Raw genomic sequence first — 14,839 nt, 5'->3', positions numbered from 1 at the left:
GCGGTTTCCCGCGCGCGAGTCGGCGGTTTCGCGTGCGCGAGTCGGCGGTCTCCGGTGCGCGCCCGACGCCGACGATGATCGTCGGGCTACCCTGATCGGGTGAGCGGAACGGCCGGACGACCAGCCCGCAGGAACGTCCTCGTCGTGCTGGGGGCTGCATCGGTCGCTGCGGTCGTGGCCGCCGTCGTGGTGGCTGCGCCCGAGCGGGGGCAGCGCACCGCGCCTCGCGGTGACGGTCTGGTGGCCGCCGACGTGGCCCGGGACACGCCGGTGCCCCGCCCGCCCGCGCTCGCCACCGGCACCGACGTCGCCGCGTGGGCCCCGGGCATCGCCGCCCGCACGGGTGTGCCGGCCCGCGCCCTGCAGGCCTACGCGGCTGCCGAGCTGGCCCAGCGCACGGTGACCCCCGACTGCCGGCTGTCATGGACGACGCTGGCGGGCATCGGCCGCGTCGAGTCCGACCACGGCCGGCTCGGGCGCGCCGACCTCGACGCGGACGGCGTCGTCCGCCCGTCGATCATCGGGATCGCGCTGGACGGCACGCGCACCACCCAGGAGATCCGCGACACCGACGACGGCCTGCTCGACGGCGACGTCGACTACGACCGCGCCGTCGGGCCCATGCAGTTCCTGCCCACCACGTGGGCGCAGTACGGCCGCGACGGCAACGGCGACGGCGTGCGCGACCCCCACCAGCTCGACGACGCCGCGGCCGCTGCCGCCGCGTACCTGTGTGCGAGCGGCCGCGACACGGCCAGCGGCGAGGGCTGGTGGGACGGGGTGCTCACCTACAACCGCTCGGTCGAGTACGCCCGCCTGGTCTGGGCGGCCGCCGACCGCTACGCGACCGCCCCCTGACGCCGGCGCGCCCGCGAGACCACCGACTCGCGCACGCGAAACCACCGACTCGCGCACGCGAAACCACCGACTCGCGCACGCGAAACCGCCGACTCGCGGGGTGTGGCCGCGAGTCGGGGTCTGCGTGCGACCGAGCTGGGGCTCCGTGCCTAGGTTTGCAGCAGTTTCTGGCCCCAGAACGTGCCGTCGGCCAGGCCGGCCGGGATGGCGAAGACCGCCGAGCTCGTGTGCTCGATGTACTCCATCAGCACGTCCTTCTGTGCCAGGGCCCGCTGCATCGGCACGAACTGCTTCTGCGGGTCGCGCATGTAGGCGAGGAAGAACAGGCCCGCGTTGAGGTGGCCCTGCCCGTCGCTGCCGTCGACGAAGTTGTAGCCGCGGCGCAGGATCTGCACCCCGCCCAGGGACTGCGCCGAGGCCAGCCGGATATGGGCCCGTGCGTCGATCAGGGGCTTGCCGTCGGCGCCCTGCGCGGAGAAGTCGGCCGCGTCGAACTCGGCGGGCCTGCCGATCGGAGCGCCCTGGCCCTTCGTCCGGCCGAACACCCGCTCCTGCTCGGTGAGCGACGTGCGGTCCCAGATCTCGATGTGCATCCGGATCCGCCGCGCCACGAGGAACGTGCCGCCGTCGTGCCACGCCGGGCCGTCGCCCGGCTGCACCCAGAGCTGGTCGCGCAGTGCGTCCGGGTCCTCGGCCTTGAGGTTGTTGGTGCCGTCCTTGAAGCCGAACAGGTTGCGCGGCGTCGCCTGCGCCGTGGACGTCGACGACGTGCGCCCGAACCCGAGCTGCGACCACTTCACGGTGGTGGTGCCGAACCCCATCCGGACGAGGTTGCGCACGGCGTGCACGGCCACCTGCGGATCGTCGGCGCACGCCTGGATGCACAGGTCGCCGCCCGAGATCGCCGGATCGACCTGGTCACCGGTGAACCTCGGCAGGTCGGCCAGCGCGGTGGGCTTCTGCGCGGCGAGGCCGAGCTTGTCGAAGAAGCTCGCCCCCATCCCGAACGTCAGCGTCAGGTTGGACGCGGGCAGCCCCAGCGCCTCACCGGTGTCGGTGGGTGGGGTCTCCGGGTTGCGGTTCACGGCCCCGCCGGGCGCGGCCTCGGCACCTGCCGTCATGCGCTCGGCCGCGGCCGTCCACCGCTGCAGGAGGTCGACGACCTGCGCACGGTCGGCGGTGGTGAGGTCGAGCGCGACGAAGTGCAGGCGGTCCTGGGCCGGCGTGACGATGCCGGCCTGGTGCTCGCCGCGGAACGGCACGACGTCCTGGGCCGGCGGTGCTCCCTGCGCGGTCGAGCAGCCCGCGACGAGCCCGGTGCCGGCGACCGCTGCTCCTGCGCCGAAGAACCGTCGCCGAGAAAGCCTGATCATGAGCTCACGACGCCCGCCACCTGGCTCACCGGCTCCCCGAGTGCGTCGACGGCCGCGGCCATCTTATTGATGTCGTCTGGGGTCAGCGCGGTGTAGAGCGTGAACCCGTCGCCGACGCGGTAGCTCTCCAGCAGGGTGTCGACGGCGGCGAACCGCTCGTCGAGGGTCTTGCCCAGGGCGGGCTGCTTCTCGTCGATCACCGGGCGCAGGGCGGAGACGGCCGCCTGCGAGCCCTCGACGTTGGCCTTGAAGTCCCAGAGGTCGGTGTGGGAGTAGCGGTCCTCCTCACCGGTGATCTTGCCGGTGGCCACCTCGTCGAGCAGTTCCTTCGCGCCGTTGGCCAACTGCACCGGGGTGAGCTCGAGGGTCTTCACGCGGTTCTGGAGGTCCTTCATGTCCGCGACGAGCTGGTCGGCCATCGCACCGGAGTCGGGCTGCAGGCCCGTGACCCACAGGTCCTTCTCCAGACGGTGGTAGCCGGTGAACGCGACGCCGGGGTCGCGCTCGTCGTCCTCGCGGCCGTCGGTCCTGGGGTCGATGTCGCCGAACGACTCCGCGACGGGCTCGATGCGCTCCCAGTAGGTGCGCGAGACGGGGAACAGTGCCTTGGCGCCGGCCACGTCGCCCTTCTTGACGGCGTCGGCGAACTCCTGCGTCTTCGGTACGAGCGCCTCGATCTGCGAGGTGGTGTAGCGCTTGTAGCCGGCGGTGGCCTCGGCGAGCTTCGCGTTGTCGTCGACCGAGCGCGTGGCGGTGCCCGTGACGGTGAACGGGCTGCGGATGCCGTCGCCGACCATGCCGGGCTTGCAGGCCGTCGTGTAGACCCCGCCCTCGGGGACCTCGACGATCATCTGGCGGCTCAGGCCCGGGCCGATGTTCTCGGCCTCGCCCATGATCCGGTCGCCCGCGCCGTAGAGGTAGAACTCGGTGACCTTGGTGCCGGTGTTGTTGATCGCGAAGCTGATCGTGCCGGCCGGAGCCTCCGTGGCCCCGATCTCGCACGTGGTGTCGGCGGCGTTGACGGTGATCGGGCCGCCGCTCGTGCCCCCCGACGGGGCTGCGGTGCTCGTGCAGCCGGCGAGGGCGGCGGTGGCGGCGATGCCGATGACGGCAAGGGACCGGCGGGACATGGTGCTCCTAGGAGGCGGTGACGGGCGTGGTGGGCTGGTGGACGCGCTGCGGCCGCAGGAACAGCGCGAGGACGACGGCCACGTAGACGACCCAGACGGTCGCCTCCAGCCACGTCGTCTGGGGGGAGAAGTTGAAGACGCCCTTGAGCAGCACGCCGTACCAGGAGTCGGGGGGCACGGCGGCGCTGACGTCGAACGCGAGGGCGTTCAGGCCGGGCAGGATCCCCGCCTCCTGCAGGTCGTGCACGCCGTAGGCGAGGATCCCGGCGGCCACGAAGATCAGCAGCACGCCGGTGACGGAGAAGAACTTCCCCATATTGATCTTCACGGCGCCGCGGTAGATGAAGTAGGCCAGCAGTACCGCCAGTGCGATGCCCAGCAGGAACCCGATCAGCGGGTCGGTGGTCTGGCCGGCCGCCTGCGCGGCGGTGAAGAAGAACAGGGCGGTCTCGAGGCCCTCGCGCCCGACGGCCAGCGCGGCCATCAGCACGACGGCGGCGGTGCCCATCTGGATCGCGTCCTCCAGGCGACCACGCAGGTCGCCGGAGATGCTCCGCGCCGTGCGGCGCATCCAGAAGATCATCCAGGTGACGAAGCCGACTGCGATGATCGACAGCGAACCCCCGAACGCCTCCTGGGCGGTGAACGTGAGCGCCTGCTGCGTGATGGTGAGGGCGAACGTCACGCCCACGCTGATCGCCACGGCGATGCCGACGCCGACCCACACCTTGGGTAGCACCGACCGCCTGTCCGTGCGCACCAGGAACGCGACCAGGATGCTGACGACCAGCGAGGCCTCCAGACCTTCGCGCAGTCCGATCAGGAAATTGCCGAGCACCGCCGCTCCCCGGGTTATGTCTCTGTCTTAGGACAGCCTCATCATTACCTGGGGCAGGCTATCTTGCGCGGCGAGGAGGCGGAAGGCCGCGTTTCGACACATTCTCACAGGTCTGGACGTTTGGGGTGTTCAGTCCGTTTCGTTGGACGCGCCCTCGACGGCCATCCGGGCCCGTACCTCGCCCAGGGCCTCCTGGTACTCGGGCCGTGGGTCCATCGCCGCCGCCATCTTCAGCTGCGCGTGGGCTTCGGCCAGGCGGCCCTGGCGGTGCAGGGCCTTGCCCAGGGCGAAGCGCGCGTAGTCGTCGGCGGGGTCGAGGTCCAGGACGCGGACGAAGGCCTCCTCGGCCCGTTTCAGCTGGGCGGAGTTGAGGTACGCACGGCCGGCGAGCAGCTGCACCGAGACGTCGTCGGGTTGGCTCTCCAGCACGGGGGTCAGAGCCTGCAGCGCGTCGAGCGGACGGCGGCGGGCGATCAACATCTCGGCACGACGGTACGACTCGAACAGGCCGTCGGATGCTGGCTGGCTCGTCATGGTCCCTCCTACGGTAAATGTCTTCGCCGCGATCTGCGAGGGTTGACAGGACGAACGGCCGGTGCCCTCCGGGTGATCTGGAGCGTCCTCCCGGGATCGGTCCAGGTCGCCCGTTAGGCTGGCGGCCGCAAGCGGGACATCGTCGTGACGGGAGTACTGGTGGCGGTCATCGAGCAGGTCGGCGCACGCGAAATCCTCGACTCCCGGGGCAACCCGACGGTCGAGGTCGAGGTCGCGCTGGACGACGGGACGCTGGCTCGCGCAGCCGTGCCCTCCGGCGCGTCGACGGGTGAGCACGAGGCGGTCGAGCTGCGCGACGGCGACCCGAAGCGCTACGGCGGCAAGGGCGTCGAGAAGGCCGTCGCGGCGGTGCTGGACACCATCGGCCCGGAGCTGACCGGCATGGAGGCCGTCGACCAGCGGCTCATCGACCAGCGGCTCGTCGATCTCGACGGCACGCCCGACAAGTCGGCGCTCGGCGCCAACGCACTGCTGGGTGTCTCGCTGGCGGTGGCGAAGGCGGCCGCGGAGTCGTCCGGGCTGGAGCTGTTCCGCTACGTCGGCGGCCCCAACGCCCACGTCCTCCCCGTGCCGATGATGAACATCATCAACGGCGGCGCGCACGCCGACACGTCCGTCGACGTGCAGGAGTTCATGATCGCCCCGATCGGCGCCGACTCGTTCCGCGAGGCGCTGCGCTGGGGCGCCGAGGTCTACCACTCGCTCAAGTCGGTCCTCAAGAAGAAGGGCCTCGCCACGGGCCTGGGCGACGAGGGCGGGTTCGCCCCCGACCTGCCCGGCACGAAGGCGGCGCTGGACCTCATCGCCGAGGCCGTCGAGGGTGCGGGCTTCGTGGTCGGCCGCGACATCGGGCTCGCGCTCGACGTCGCCGCCACCGAGTTCCACACCGACGGCGTCTACTCCTACGAGGGCAGGAAGCTCACGTCGTCGGAGCTCTCGGCCGTCTACGCCGAGCTCGTCGGGGCCTACCCGCTGATCTCCGTCGAGGACCCCCTGTCGGAGGACGACTGGGACGGCTGGGTGGAGCTCACGTCGTCGATCGGCGACAAGGTCCAGATCGTGGGCGACGATCTGTTCGTCACCAACCCCGAGCGCCTCGACGAGGGCATCGCCCGCGGGGCGGCCAACGCGCTGCTGGTGAAGGTCAACCAGATCGGCACGCTGTCGGAGACCCTCGACGCGGTCACGCTCGCCCACACCTCGGGCTACCGCTGCATGATGAGCCACCGCTCGGGCGAGACCGAGGACACCACCATCGCCGACCTCGCCGTCGCCACGGGCTGCGGGCAGATCAAGACCGGCGCCCCGGCCCGATCGGACCGCGTCGCCAAGTACAACCAGCTGCTGCGCATCGAGGAGGCCCTCGGCGACGCCGCCCGCTACGCCGGCGACCTCGCGTTCCCGCGCTTCACGGTGGCGGAGACGGCCTGACCTGATGGCCGAGAAGGTGCGGGTTCGGCGGACGCCCCGTCCGCGCGGCAGCGGCACGGGTGCCGCGCGCCGTCGCGGGCGCGAGCCGAAGCTGACCCGCACCCGGCCCCGCGGCGTGGTCGCGACCACCACGGGCCTGCTCGGCCTCTCGTCCACGCGGCGGGCGGCCGTGCTGGCCCTCGTGGTCTGCGCGATCGCGCTGACCGTCGTGGTGCCGTTGCGCAACTACGTCGCCCAGCGCCAGGAGCTCGCCGCCGTCACCGAACAGCAGCAGACGCTCGCCGCGGACGTCGCCTCGCTGACGGAGCAGAAGGCCAAGCTGCAGGATCCCGCCGAGATCGAGGCTCAGGCCCGGTCGCGGATCGGCTACGCCCTGCCCGGGGAGGTGCCCTACGTCGTGCAGTTCCCGCAGGCCCCGGTGGCCCCCGAGACGGCCGCCGGATCGGGTGCGCCCTGGTACCGGTCGCTGTGGCGCGAGGTCACGGCGGGCTCGCCGTGAGCGTCGAGCCGGCGGGGATCGACGCGGCGGACGCCGCGGCGGTCACCGCGCAGCTCGGCCGGCCGCCGCGCGCCGTGCGCGAGGTGGCCCACCGGTGCCCGTGCGGCCTGCCGTCGGTGGTGCAGACCGCGCCGCGCCTCGACGACGGCACCCCGTTCCCCACGATGTACTACCTGACCTGCTCCCGGCTGGCCTCCCGCATCGGCACCCTCGAGGGGGAGGGCCGGATGAAGGAGATGCAGGCGCGGCTGGCCGAGGACCCGGATCTCGCGGCCGCCTACGAGCGCGCCCACGAGTCCTACCTGGCCGAACGGGACGCCATCGAGTCGCTGGGCACGAAGGTCAGTGCGGGTGGCATGCCCGACCGCGTCAAGTGCCTGCACGTCCACGTCGCCCACTCCCTGGCGGCCGGCCCCGGCGTCAACCCGTTCGGCGACGAGGCCCTGGCCGAGATCGGCGAGTGGTGGACAACAGGCCCCTGCGCCACCCCGTAACCCACTCCGCGAGTCGGGGTCTGAGCGCGCGCGAGTCGGGGTGTGAGTGCGACCGAGTTGCGGGATGAGTGCGACGTCGGTGCGGGGGGCTGAGGGTCCTGGACGCACCGAGAGAGCGACTCGGTCGCACGGAGACCGCGACTCGCGCGCATCGACGCCCCGACTCGCGGGGTGGCGGGGTCAGCCGGCCGGGTGGGGGGTGACGCGCGCGAGGAGGGCCTCGATGTGCGCCTCCGCGGGGAGGGTGCCGGCCGTGCGCCACGGGCCGTCGGGGAGGAACCGGGCGCTGACGAACGCCGACGACACCTCCTCCGGCGCGAACCGCAGCAGCAGGCTGCCCTGCAGGCACAGAGCCAGCATCTCGGCGAGCCGCCGGGCCCGGCGCTCCTCGCGGCTGCGCAGCTCGGTGCGCAGCTCGCGGACCCCGCGGTCGTACCACGTGTCGACGCCCGCGGCGGCGTCGATCTCGGCCAGCACGGCCTCGACGGACTCGGGTTCGCGCGTGACGGCCCGCAGCACGTCGAGCGCGGTGACGTTGCCCGAGCCCTCCCAGATCGAGTTGAGCGGGGCCTCGCGGTAGAGCCGCGGCATCCCCGACTCCTCGACGTACCCGTTGCCGCCCAGGCATTCCAGCGCCTCGGCCACCACGGCGGGGGCGCGCTTGCACACCAGGTACTTCGACGCGGGCAGCGCCAGGCGCAGCAGCGCCTTCTCGCCGCGGTCGACGGCCCCGGCCAGTCGCATGGCGAGCGCGGTGGCTGCCTCGGACTCCAGCGCGAGATCGGCGAGCACGGTCTGCATGAGCGGTGAGTCGGCCAGCCGGGAGCCGAACGCGCTGCGGTGCTGGACGTGGTGGGCGGCCTCCGTGAGCGCGGCGCGGGTGATGGCGGCCGAGCCGAGGACGCAGTCGAGCCTGGTCATCGACACCATGTCGATGATCGTGGCGACCCCGCGTCCCTCGTCGCCGAGCCGCCAGCCCACGGCGCCGGTGTACTCGATCTCGGCCGAGGCGTTGGACCGGTTGCCCAGCTTGTCCTTGAGCCGCTGCAGCCGGATCGCGTTGCGCGTGCCGTCGGGCAGGACGCGCGGGAGCACGAAGCACGTGAGCCCGCCCGGCGCCTGGGCCAGCGTGAGGAACACGTCGTTCATCGGCGCCGAGGTGAACCACTTGTGGCCCGTGAGCCGGTAGGTGCCGTCGGGCTGCGGGCGGGCGTCGGTGGTGCCGGACCGGACGTCGGACCCGCCCTGCTTCTCCGTCATCGACATCCCGGCCAGCAGCCCGGCCTTGGTCGACGGCTCGGTGAGCCCGAAGTCGTAGGTGGTGGACAGCAGCCCCGGCTCGTAGGCCGCGGCCAGCTCGGGGCTGCGACGGAGCGCGGGGACGGACGCGTAGGTCATCGAGATCGGGCAGCAGTGCCCCGACTCCAGCTGCCCCATCAGGTAGAACCCCGCCGCGCGGGCGACGTGGGCCCCGGTGCCGGTCTCGGCCTCCCACGGCGCGCCGTGCAGCCCCCACCCCACGGACGTGCGCATCAGCCAGTGCCACGACGGGTGGAACTCCACCTCGTCGACGCGGTGGCCGTAGCGGTCGTGGGTGCGCAGCACGGGGGAGTGGGTGTCGGCGAGCCGCGCGTGCTCCCGGGCCTCCTCCGACGCGACGAGCCGCGCGAGCGTGCCCAGAGCTGGCAGGGCCTCTGCGGCGCCCTCCCGCGTGACGGCGTCGGTGAGTGCGGGATCGCAGCTCAGGGCGTCGTACCCGGCGATCGACGGCGGCTGGTTCGCCACGAGGTGGGTGCGGCCGTCGCCGTCGCGCAACGGCGGTTCCGGAGGACGGGCCTCCGCGCGCGGCGGCGGAGTGACCGCAGGAGGGGGCGCGGACGGGGCGCGCCGGGGTAGGAGCTCCCGCGCATCCAGTCGGCTCGTCGGCATGTGGACGTCCTCGGTGTGCTGCTTGCTCGGATCCGCCACGGCCCGAGGGTAGCCGCAGGTGGGCCCGCGTACCGTGACTTCCACACGATCCCGACCCCGCGGAGGACTGCGCATGTCACGGGTGGCCGCCATCGACTGCGGGACGAACTCGATCCGCCTGCTCGTCGCCGACGTCACGACGAGCTTCGACGGCACGCTCGCCCTGCGCGACCTGCACCGGGAGCAGCGGGTCGTCCGGCTGGGCAAGGGCGTGGACGCCACCGGCGTGCTCGATCCCGCCGCGCTGGAGCGCACCCGCGTCGCGCTGGCCGACTACACGGTCGCGTTGCGCCGCAAGGGCGTCGAGCGGGTGCGGATGGTGGCCACCAGCGCCACCCGCGACGCCCGCAACCGCGACGACTTCTTCGGCATGGTCCGCGACACGCTCGGCGTGGACGCCGAGGTCATCTCCGGCGAGGAGGAGGCGACGCTGTCGTTCGTCGGCGCGGTGGGCGATCTCGACCCCGACGACGGCCCGTTCGTCGTCGTCGACACCGGCGGCGGCTCCACCGAGCTCGTCGTCGGGGAGCTGACCGACGGCAAGGCGCTGGTGCGGAACGCCTACTCGGCCGACATCGGCAGCGTCCGCATCACCGAGCGCTGCCTCGCCGGCGACCCGCCCACGGCCGCCGAGATCGCGGACGCCCGCGAGCTGGCCGCCGGCATCCTCGACGCGGCGTTCGCGGCCGTGCCCGTGGAGGGCGTGCGCACCTGGGTGGGCGTCGCGGGCACGATCACCACGCTCTCGGCCTACCACCAGCGCCTGGCGACGTACGACTCCGCCGCCGTGCACCTCTCGCGGCTGTCGGTCGACGAGCTGCACACGGTGGCCGACGAGCTGCTCGGCCAGTCGCGGGCGGAGCGGGGCACCCACCCGGCGATCGACCCGGGCCGCATCGACGTCATCGGCGGCGGTGCGCTGATCGTCGACGTGCTGGCGCAGGAGCTGCACGCGCGCGCCGGCGTCACGGAGCTTGTCGTGAGCGAGCACGACATCCTCGACGGCATCGCGCGCTCCATCGCGTGACGCTCGCCGAGCTCGACGCCGCGCTCGTCGACTGCCGCGCCTGCCCGCGGCTCGTCGACTGGCGCGAGAAGGTGGCGCGGGAGAAGCGGGCCGCGTTCCGGGACGAGGAGTACTGGGGACGCCCGGTGCCCGGGTTGGGTCCGGCCGACGCGTCGCTGCTGATCGTCGGCCTCGCGCCGGCCGCGCACGGTGCCAACCGCACGGGGCGGATGTTCACCGGCGACCGCTCCGGCGACGTCCTGTACGCCGCACTGCACGCCGTCGGGCTGGCGAACCAGCCCACCGCCGTCCACGCCGGTGACGGGCTGGAGCTGCGCGGCACCCGCATCACCGCGCCCGTGCACTGCGCGCCGCCCGACAACAAGCCGACACCGTCGGAGCGCGACACCTGCGCCCGATGGTTGCGTGCGGAGCTCGCCCTCCTGTCGCCGCGGGCCGTCGTCGTGCTCGGCGGGTTCGGCTGGCAGGCGCTGCTGCCGGTGCTCGCGGGAGCGGGGTGGACGGTGCCGCGGCCGCGTCCGAAGTTCGGGCACGGAGCTCACGTGGAGCTGGCCGGGGAGCGGGGGCCGTTGCACCTGTTCGGCAGCTACCACGTCTCGCAGCAGAACACGTTTACCGGACGGCTCACGCCCACGATGCTGCAGGACGTGCTGCGGGCTGCCGCGCAGGCGGCGGGGCTCTAGTCGCCGATCACCTGGATCCTCGGGCCGATGCCACGCCACCTGCTTCGGCCGTGGTGACCCCCAGATCGAAGCCTGCGAGTTTCTCGAACGGGTCCCACCACGGGTCCCGCTCGCGGACGAGCCGGAACACCCCGTCGGACACGACCTCCACCCGGTGCCGGTCGCCGGGAGCGACACCGGCCTCACGCAGAGCAGCAACGGGCAGCTTGATCTGGTTCTTGCTGCTCACCGTCGTCGTCCGCTCGCGCTCTACTTCTGCAGTCATGGGTGAAGGCGACGGCACTGAATCGTCACAGGTATCACTCTCCGGAAGCGAGTGAAACCTCCGTGAGGGTGAGACCATGGGGTCATGGCTCGCAACACCAGGATCGTCGTGGTCGGCGGCGGCTACGTTGGCATGTACACCGCCCTCCGGCTGCAGAAGAAGCTGCGTAAGGGCGAGGCCGAGGTCACCGTGATCGACCCGCAGCCCCACATGACCTACCAGCCCTTCCTCCCGGAGGCGGCGGCCGGCTCGATCGAGCCGCGCCACGTGGTGGTCCCGCTGCGCAAGGTCCTGCAGAAGTGCCAGCACCTCACCGGCCGGGTCACGGCCATCAGCCACGCCGACCGGGAGGTCACGGTCGAGCTGGCCGCCGGGCACACCACCACGCTGGGCTACGACGTGCTCGTCGTCGCTCCCGGTTCGGTGGCGCGCACGCTGCCCGTCCCCGGTCTCGCGGAGCAGGGCATCGCGTTCAAGACCGTCGGCGAGGCCATCTACCTGCGCAACCACGTGCTCTCGCGCCTGGACGCGGCCGCCACGACTCTCGACCCCGCGCTGCGCCGCCGCCTGCTCACGTTCCTCGTCGTCGGCGGCGGGTACGCCGGCATCGAAGCGCTCGCCGAGCTCGCCGACATGGCCCGCTACGCCAGCCGCTACTACGAGAACATCAACCGCGAGGACATCCGCTGGGTGCTCGTCGAGGCGGCCAACCGGATCATGCCCGAGGTCGGCCCGAAGATGGGTCGCTACACCGTCGAGCGCCTGCTCGACGCCGACATCGAGGTCAACCTCGACACCCGCGTGAAGACGATGGTCGGCGGCCACGTCGAGCTCGACGACGGCCAGTCCTTCGACACCGACACCATCATCTGGACCGCCGGCGTCAAGCCCAACCCGATGCTGGAGCACACCGACCTCCCCCGCGACGCCCGTGGTCGCATCGAGTGCAGCGCCGAGCTCGAGGTCAACGGCATGCCCGGCGTCTTCAGCGCGGGCGACTGCGCGTCGGTGCCCGACCTGTCGAAGGACGACCCCGAGGCCAAGACCAGCCCGTCGGCCCAGCACGCGGTGCGCCAGGCCAAGGTCCTCGCCGACAACATCGTGGCCCACGTCCGCAACAAGAAGCTCAAGCAGTACAAGCACTCCTACGCCGGCTCGGTGGCCAGCCTCGGCCTCTACAAGGGCGTCGCGGAGATCTACGGCATCAAGCTGCGCGGCATCATCGCGTGGTTCATGCACCGCACGTACCACGTCAGCCGGATGCCCACCTGGAACCGCCGCGTCCGCATCGTCTTCGACTGGACGGGCGCCCTGTTCCTCGGCCGCGAGGTCGTGTCGCTGGGCCAGATCAACGACCCGAAGGCCGACTTCGACCGCGTGGCGGGCGGTGGTCCGCGTCCGGCGGGCCAGGCCCAGCCGGCCCCGAGCGGTGTGCCGAGCGACCCGGTGCCGGTGGGGCGCGCGGTCTCCTGACGGAGATCGCGGGGTGGCCCGTACCCTGAGCGGGCCGCCCCCGTAGCCCAACCGGCAGAGGCAGGCCCCTTAAAAGGGTCCCAGTGTGGGTTCGAATCCCACCGGGGGCACCCCGTCGCAGCTCGCAGAATCGCCGGCTGACCAGCGGCTACGCGGTCAACGGGCGATCTTGCTGTCCGTGTCGACTACGTGTCCACGTTCCGGCTCATCGGGTGCTGCGTCGGTGCGCTGCGGCGCCCACTGCTCCGGCCGTACGTGCTCTCCGCGAGCTGGCCGCCACCCACACCCCGGAACAGCAGCCCGTCTCCACCGGTGCCGTAGCGCTCCAGATGGGCGTGCAGCAGTGGAGTCAGCACCGGTGGCGACGGAACGACCCGGGTCTCGCCCCGGGCCCGATGCGTGCGCTGCCGCTCCTCGCGCCGGCGGCCGCTGTCGGCCCACGAAGGCCCGGATCCGGGGGTGGACGCCGCGCGCGCCGAGCATGCGGATCTCGGCGGCCGGCTCGTCCACGACGTCACGGATCTCCTCGCACGTCTCCTCGTCCCCGTCGGGCTTGGCGGCCGGGCACCATCCACAGCCGGCGCGCCTTGTCCGAACGCGGCCGGCACTGCTCCTCCCGGGTCAAGGCGCCACCCCGGGCGGCGCGGGCCGGCTGTGCCGCAGTCGCGTCCGGTCCGACGATCACCTCACCGTGTGCACCGTCCACCTCGTTCGCGCTGGACATTCCTCGCCGACATGGGTTGGTTTCCGTGTGCCGTCCTGGTCCAGGAGTCGGACCGGGCGACGACGATGTGGCCGGTGGCCTTCGCGAATCTGGGAGACAGCACGTGGATGACCGAGATGTTCCCGTCTGGCCGCTGATCCGGGGGCTCACCGAGCACGACCGGGACGAGCTGCTCGGGATGGGACGCCGTCGCCGGTACCGGCGTGATGAGGTGATCTTCCACGAGGCTGACCGGGCCGATTCAGTCCATCTGATCGAGCGCGGCCATGTCGCCTCCTGCGCGTTCATCGAGACCGGTGAGACCGTCACGTACCGGGTGTTCGGCCCGGGCGACACCTTCGGGCTCCTCGCGCTGCAGTCTGGTGTGGCCCGCCGGTACGGGACCACCATCGCCCTGGACGAGGTGGTGACTCTGGTGATCGACGCCGAGCACCTGAGGTCGCGGTGTCTGGGTAACGCGGCGATGGGGCAAGTCCTGATCGACCTGCTCGCCACCGAGGTCCGGGCCTTCGCCGCGGCGCTGGTCGAAGCGCTCTTCGTGCCTGTCGAGGTCCGGGTGCTGCGCCGGCTGACTGCCCTGGCTCACCTCTACGGCCGGGGTGAGGCCGGCACGGTCATCCCGCTCACCCAGGAGGGACTCGCCGGTCTGGCGGGAACCTCCAGAGCGAGCGTCAGCAAGGTTCTCAAGGGGCTCGAGGAAGCGAACATCGTCGAGCGTCGACGATCAGCCGTCTTCGTCGCGGACCCCGAGGCGCTCGCCTGGGCAGCGGCACACGCTCCGGGAGGCTCTCTGTCACCACCGTGACACTCAGAGCGTCGCCGCGACGCGCGACAGCGCCACCACGGGGGCGGAAGCTGGGGCCACTGTCCGACGGGAGGAGTTCAGATGGCCGGCGAGGGAATCATCCGCCAACCGGGCGAGGCCGACGGTGTATGGCTGCGCGGGACACAGGTGTTGTTTCTCAGCGGGGCCGAGGATGCCGACGGCGGCTCGGCCTTCGAGATGCGCGCCGCTCCCGGCTTCGACACCGGAGCCCATCGCCACAGCAGCATCGAGGAGTACTTCTACGTCGTCGACGGGGAGATCGAGGCCAGGGCGGGAGAGCGCACCGTCGTCGGCGGCCCGGGCACCTTCGTGTTCGTGCCCAAGGGCGTGGCCCACTCGATCGCCAACCGCGGCCCCGCGCCTGCCACCTTCGTCTTCTTCACCTCCCCGCCCGGTCATGAGCGCTACTTCCGGGACCTCGCCGAGGTGCTGGCCGTGGACGGCCCACCCGACGCCGACGCCATCGCCGCCGTCCGGGCCCGTTACGACACCGAGCAGATATCCACGCTTCGCGCCGGATGAGGCCCGATCAGCCGAGCCGACCCGTGATCGGTGACGGGCAAGAACAGGGCGCGCGGACCATGCACGGACGCGGCGGGTGCAGACGCGACATCGCCGTAGGTCACGGCCAGGTAGACAGTCCACTGGAGTTCCTCGCGATCGGAGTCCCGTCCACGAAGTCCTCGCCCGTCCGG

Annotated in this window: 16 protein-coding genes and 1 tRNA gene; 10 read left to right on the top strand and 7 right to left on the bottom strand. The window is 72.1% G+C overall.

Going from position 1 to position 14,839, the window contains the following annotated elements; all coding sequences use genetic code 11:
* Nucleotides 1-99 precede the first annotated feature (99 nt).
* The gene (locus BGP03_RS19065; protein WP_298799765.1) at nucleotides 100-858 is read left to right on the top strand and encodes a lytic transglycosylase domain-containing protein; all 759 of its coding nucleotides are present in this window, start codon (nucleotides 100-102) and stop codon (nucleotides 856-858) included.
* A 149-nt stretch (nucleotides 859-1,007) separates the two neighbouring features.
* On the opposite strand, the gene efeB is transcribed toward BGP03_RS19065, so the two are convergent.
* The 4 genes from efeB to BGP03_RS19045 all read right to left on the bottom strand — a co-directional run bounded on the left by efeB (nucleotide 1,008) and on the right by BGP03_RS19045 (nucleotide 4,733).
* Nucleotides 1,008-2,231 (bottom strand): iron uptake transporter deferrochelatase/peroxidase subunit, encoded by a 1,224-nt coding sequence (efeB, locus tag BGP03_RS19060; RefSeq protein WP_296375842.1) that lies wholly within the window; start codon nucleotides 2,229-2,231, stop codon nucleotides 1,008-1,010.
* The gene (gene efeO, locus BGP03_RS19055) at nucleotides 2,228-3,361 is read right to left on the bottom strand and encodes an iron uptake system protein EfeO (protein ID WP_298799764.1); all 1,134 of its coding nucleotides are present in this window, start codon (nucleotides 3,359-3,361) and stop codon (nucleotides 2,228-2,230) included. Before efeO ends, efeB begins: the two co-directional genes overlap by 4 nt.
* A 7-nt stretch (nucleotides 3,362-3,368) precedes the next feature.
* On the bottom strand, nucleotides 3,369-4,199 hold the full coding sequence (efeU, locus tag BGP03_RS19050) for an iron uptake transporter permease EfeU (RefSeq protein ID WP_296375845.1): 831 nt from the start codon (nucleotides 4,197-4,199) through the stop codon (nucleotides 3,369-3,371).
* Nucleotides 4,200-4,328: 129 nt separating this feature from the next.
* Complete coding sequence (locus BGP03_RS19045; protein WP_296375848.1) at nucleotides 4,329-4,733, bottom strand: tetratricopeptide repeat protein; 405 nt, start codon at nucleotides 4,731-4,733, stop codon at nucleotides 4,329-4,331.
* 159 nt (nucleotides 4,734-4,892) lie between these two features.
* On the opposite strand from BGP03_RS19045, the gene eno reads away from it, so the two are divergent.
* From eno to BGP03_RS19030, 3 genes are read left to right on the top strand one after another with little or no spacing between them, the layout of a single operon-like run.
* Nucleotides 4,893-6,185 carry a phosphopyruvate hydratase gene (eno, locus tag BGP03_RS19040; protein WP_296375870.1) on the top strand — a complete coding sequence of 431 codons (1,293 nt, stop codon included), beginning with the start codon at nucleotides 4,893-4,895 and terminating at the stop codon, nucleotides 6,183-6,185.
* A 4-nt stretch (nucleotides 6,186-6,189) separates the two neighbouring features.
* Nucleotides 6,190-6,684, top strand: a complete 495-nt coding sequence (locus BGP03_RS19035; protein WP_296375850.1) for a septum formation initiator family protein — start codon at nucleotides 6,190-6,192, stop codon at nucleotides 6,682-6,684.
* Entirely contained in the window at nucleotides 6,681-7,178 is a 498-nt protein-coding gene (locus BGP03_RS19030; RefSeq protein ID WP_296375852.1) for a DUF501 domain-containing protein, read from the top strand. The genes BGP03_RS19035 and BGP03_RS19030 overlap by 4 nt, the downstream gene beginning before the upstream one ends.
* Nucleotides 7,179-7,358: 180 nt before the next feature.
* On the opposite strand, the gene BGP03_RS19025 is transcribed toward BGP03_RS19030, so the two are convergent.
* Nucleotides 7,359-9,146, bottom strand: coding sequence for an acyl-CoA dehydrogenase family protein (locus BGP03_RS19025; protein WP_296375854.1), 1,788 nt, complete (start codon nucleotides 9,144-9,146; stop codon nucleotides 7,359-7,361).
* Nucleotides 9,147-9,219: 73 nt separating this feature from the next.
* Here BGP03_RS19025 and BGP03_RS19020 point away from each other — a divergent pair, with 73 nt between their 5' ends.
* Both BGP03_RS19020 and BGP03_RS19015 read left to right on the top strand, forming a co-directional pair.
* On the top strand, nucleotides 9,220-10,173 hold the full coding sequence (locus BGP03_RS19020; RefSeq protein ID WP_296375856.1) for a Ppx/GppA phosphatase family protein: 954 nt from the start codon (nucleotides 9,220-9,222) through the stop codon (nucleotides 10,171-10,173).
* Entirely contained in the window at nucleotides 10,170-10,856 is a 687-nt protein-coding gene (locus BGP03_RS19015; protein WP_298799763.1) for a uracil-DNA glycosylase, read from the top strand. Before BGP03_RS19020 ends, BGP03_RS19015 begins: the two co-directional genes overlap by 4 nt.
* Before the next feature lie 7 nt (nucleotides 10,857-10,863).
* Here BGP03_RS19015 and BGP03_RS19010 read toward each other — a convergent pair whose 3' ends face one another.
* Nucleotides 10,864-11,121, bottom strand: a complete 258-nt coding sequence (locus tag BGP03_RS19010; RefSeq protein ID WP_298799762.1) for an AbrB/MazE/SpoVT family DNA-binding domain-containing protein — start codon at nucleotides 11,119-11,121, stop codon at nucleotides 10,864-10,866.
* A gap of 84 nt (nucleotides 11,122-11,205) precedes the next feature.
* Here BGP03_RS19010 and BGP03_RS19005 point away from each other — a divergent pair, with 84 nt between their 5' ends.
* Together BGP03_RS19005 and BGP03_RS19000 are read left to right on the top strand one after the other, a co-directional pair.
* Nucleotides 11,206-12,594, top strand: coding sequence for an NAD(P)/FAD-dependent oxidoreductase (locus tag BGP03_RS19005; RefSeq protein WP_298799761.1), 1,389 nt, complete (start codon nucleotides 11,206-11,208; stop codon nucleotides 12,592-12,594).
* Between the two features lie 36 nt (nucleotides 12,595-12,630).
* Nucleotides 12,631-12,704: transfer RNA gene (locus tag BGP03_RS19000), tRNA-Leu, on the top strand.
* Nucleotides 12,705-12,779: 75 nt separating this feature from the next.
* Here BGP03_RS19000 and BGP03_RS18995 read toward each other — a convergent pair.
* Complete coding sequence (locus tag BGP03_RS18995; protein WP_298799760.1) at nucleotides 12,780-12,950, bottom strand: hypothetical protein; 171 nt, start codon at nucleotides 12,948-12,950, stop codon at nucleotides 12,780-12,782.
* A 471-nt stretch (nucleotides 12,951-13,421) separates the two neighbouring features.
* Here BGP03_RS18995 and BGP03_RS18990 point away from each other — a divergent pair, with 471 nt between their 5' ends.
* Complete coding sequence (locus BGP03_RS18990; protein ID WP_299736891.1) at nucleotides 13,422-14,123, top strand: Crp/Fnr family transcriptional regulator; 702 nt, start codon at nucleotides 13,422-13,424, stop codon at nucleotides 14,121-14,123.
* An 81-nt stretch (nucleotides 14,124-14,204) separates the two neighbouring features.
* Complete coding sequence (locus BGP03_RS18985) at nucleotides 14,205-14,666, top strand: cupin domain-containing protein (protein ID WP_296371553.1); 462 nt, start codon at nucleotides 14,205-14,207, stop codon at nucleotides 14,664-14,666.
* Nucleotides 14,667-14,839 lie beyond the last annotated feature (173 nt).

Source organism: Pseudonocardia sp. 73-21, assembly GCF_001899645.1.
In the GTDB taxonomy this organism is placed as follows: Bacteria; Actinomycetota; Actinomycetes; order Mycobacteriales; family Pseudonocardiaceae; genus Pseudonocardia.
This window is presented reverse-complemented; position numbering and strand designations above follow the sequence as displayed.

Bases quoted from the DNA above. Each gene is read 5' to 3' on its own strand.
- BGP03_RS19020 (WP_296375856.1), top strand. From the start codon at position 9,220: ATGTCACGGGTGGCCGCCATCGACTGCGGGACGAACTCGATCCGCCTG.
- efeO (WP_298799764.1), bottom strand. From the start codon at position 3,361: ATGTCCCGCCGGTCCCTTGCCGTCATCGGCATCGCCGCCACCGCCGCC.
- BGP03_RS19045 (WP_296375848.1), bottom strand. From the start codon at position 4,733: ATGACGAGCCAGCCAGCATCCGACGGCCTGTTCGAGTCGTACCGTCGT.
- BGP03_RS19005 (WP_298799761.1), top strand. From the start codon at position 11,206: ATGGCTCGCAACACCAGGATCGTCGTGGTCGGCGGCGGCTACGTTGGC.
- BGP03_RS19010 (WP_298799762.1), bottom strand. From the start codon at position 11,121: ATGACTGCAGAAGTAGAGCGCGAGCGGACGACGACGGTGAGCAGCAAG.
- BGP03_RS19035 (WP_296375850.1), top strand. From the start codon at position 6,190: ATGGCCGAGAAGGTGCGGGTTCGGCGGACGCCCCGTCCGCGCGGCAGC.
- efeB (WP_296375842.1), bottom strand. From the start codon at position 2,231: ATGATCAGGCTTTCTCGGCGACGGTTCTTCGGCGCAGGAGCAGCGGTC.
- BGP03_RS18985 (WP_296371553.1), top strand. From the start codon at position 14,205: ATGGCCGGCGAGGGAATCATCCGCCAACCGGGCGAGGCCGACGGTGTA.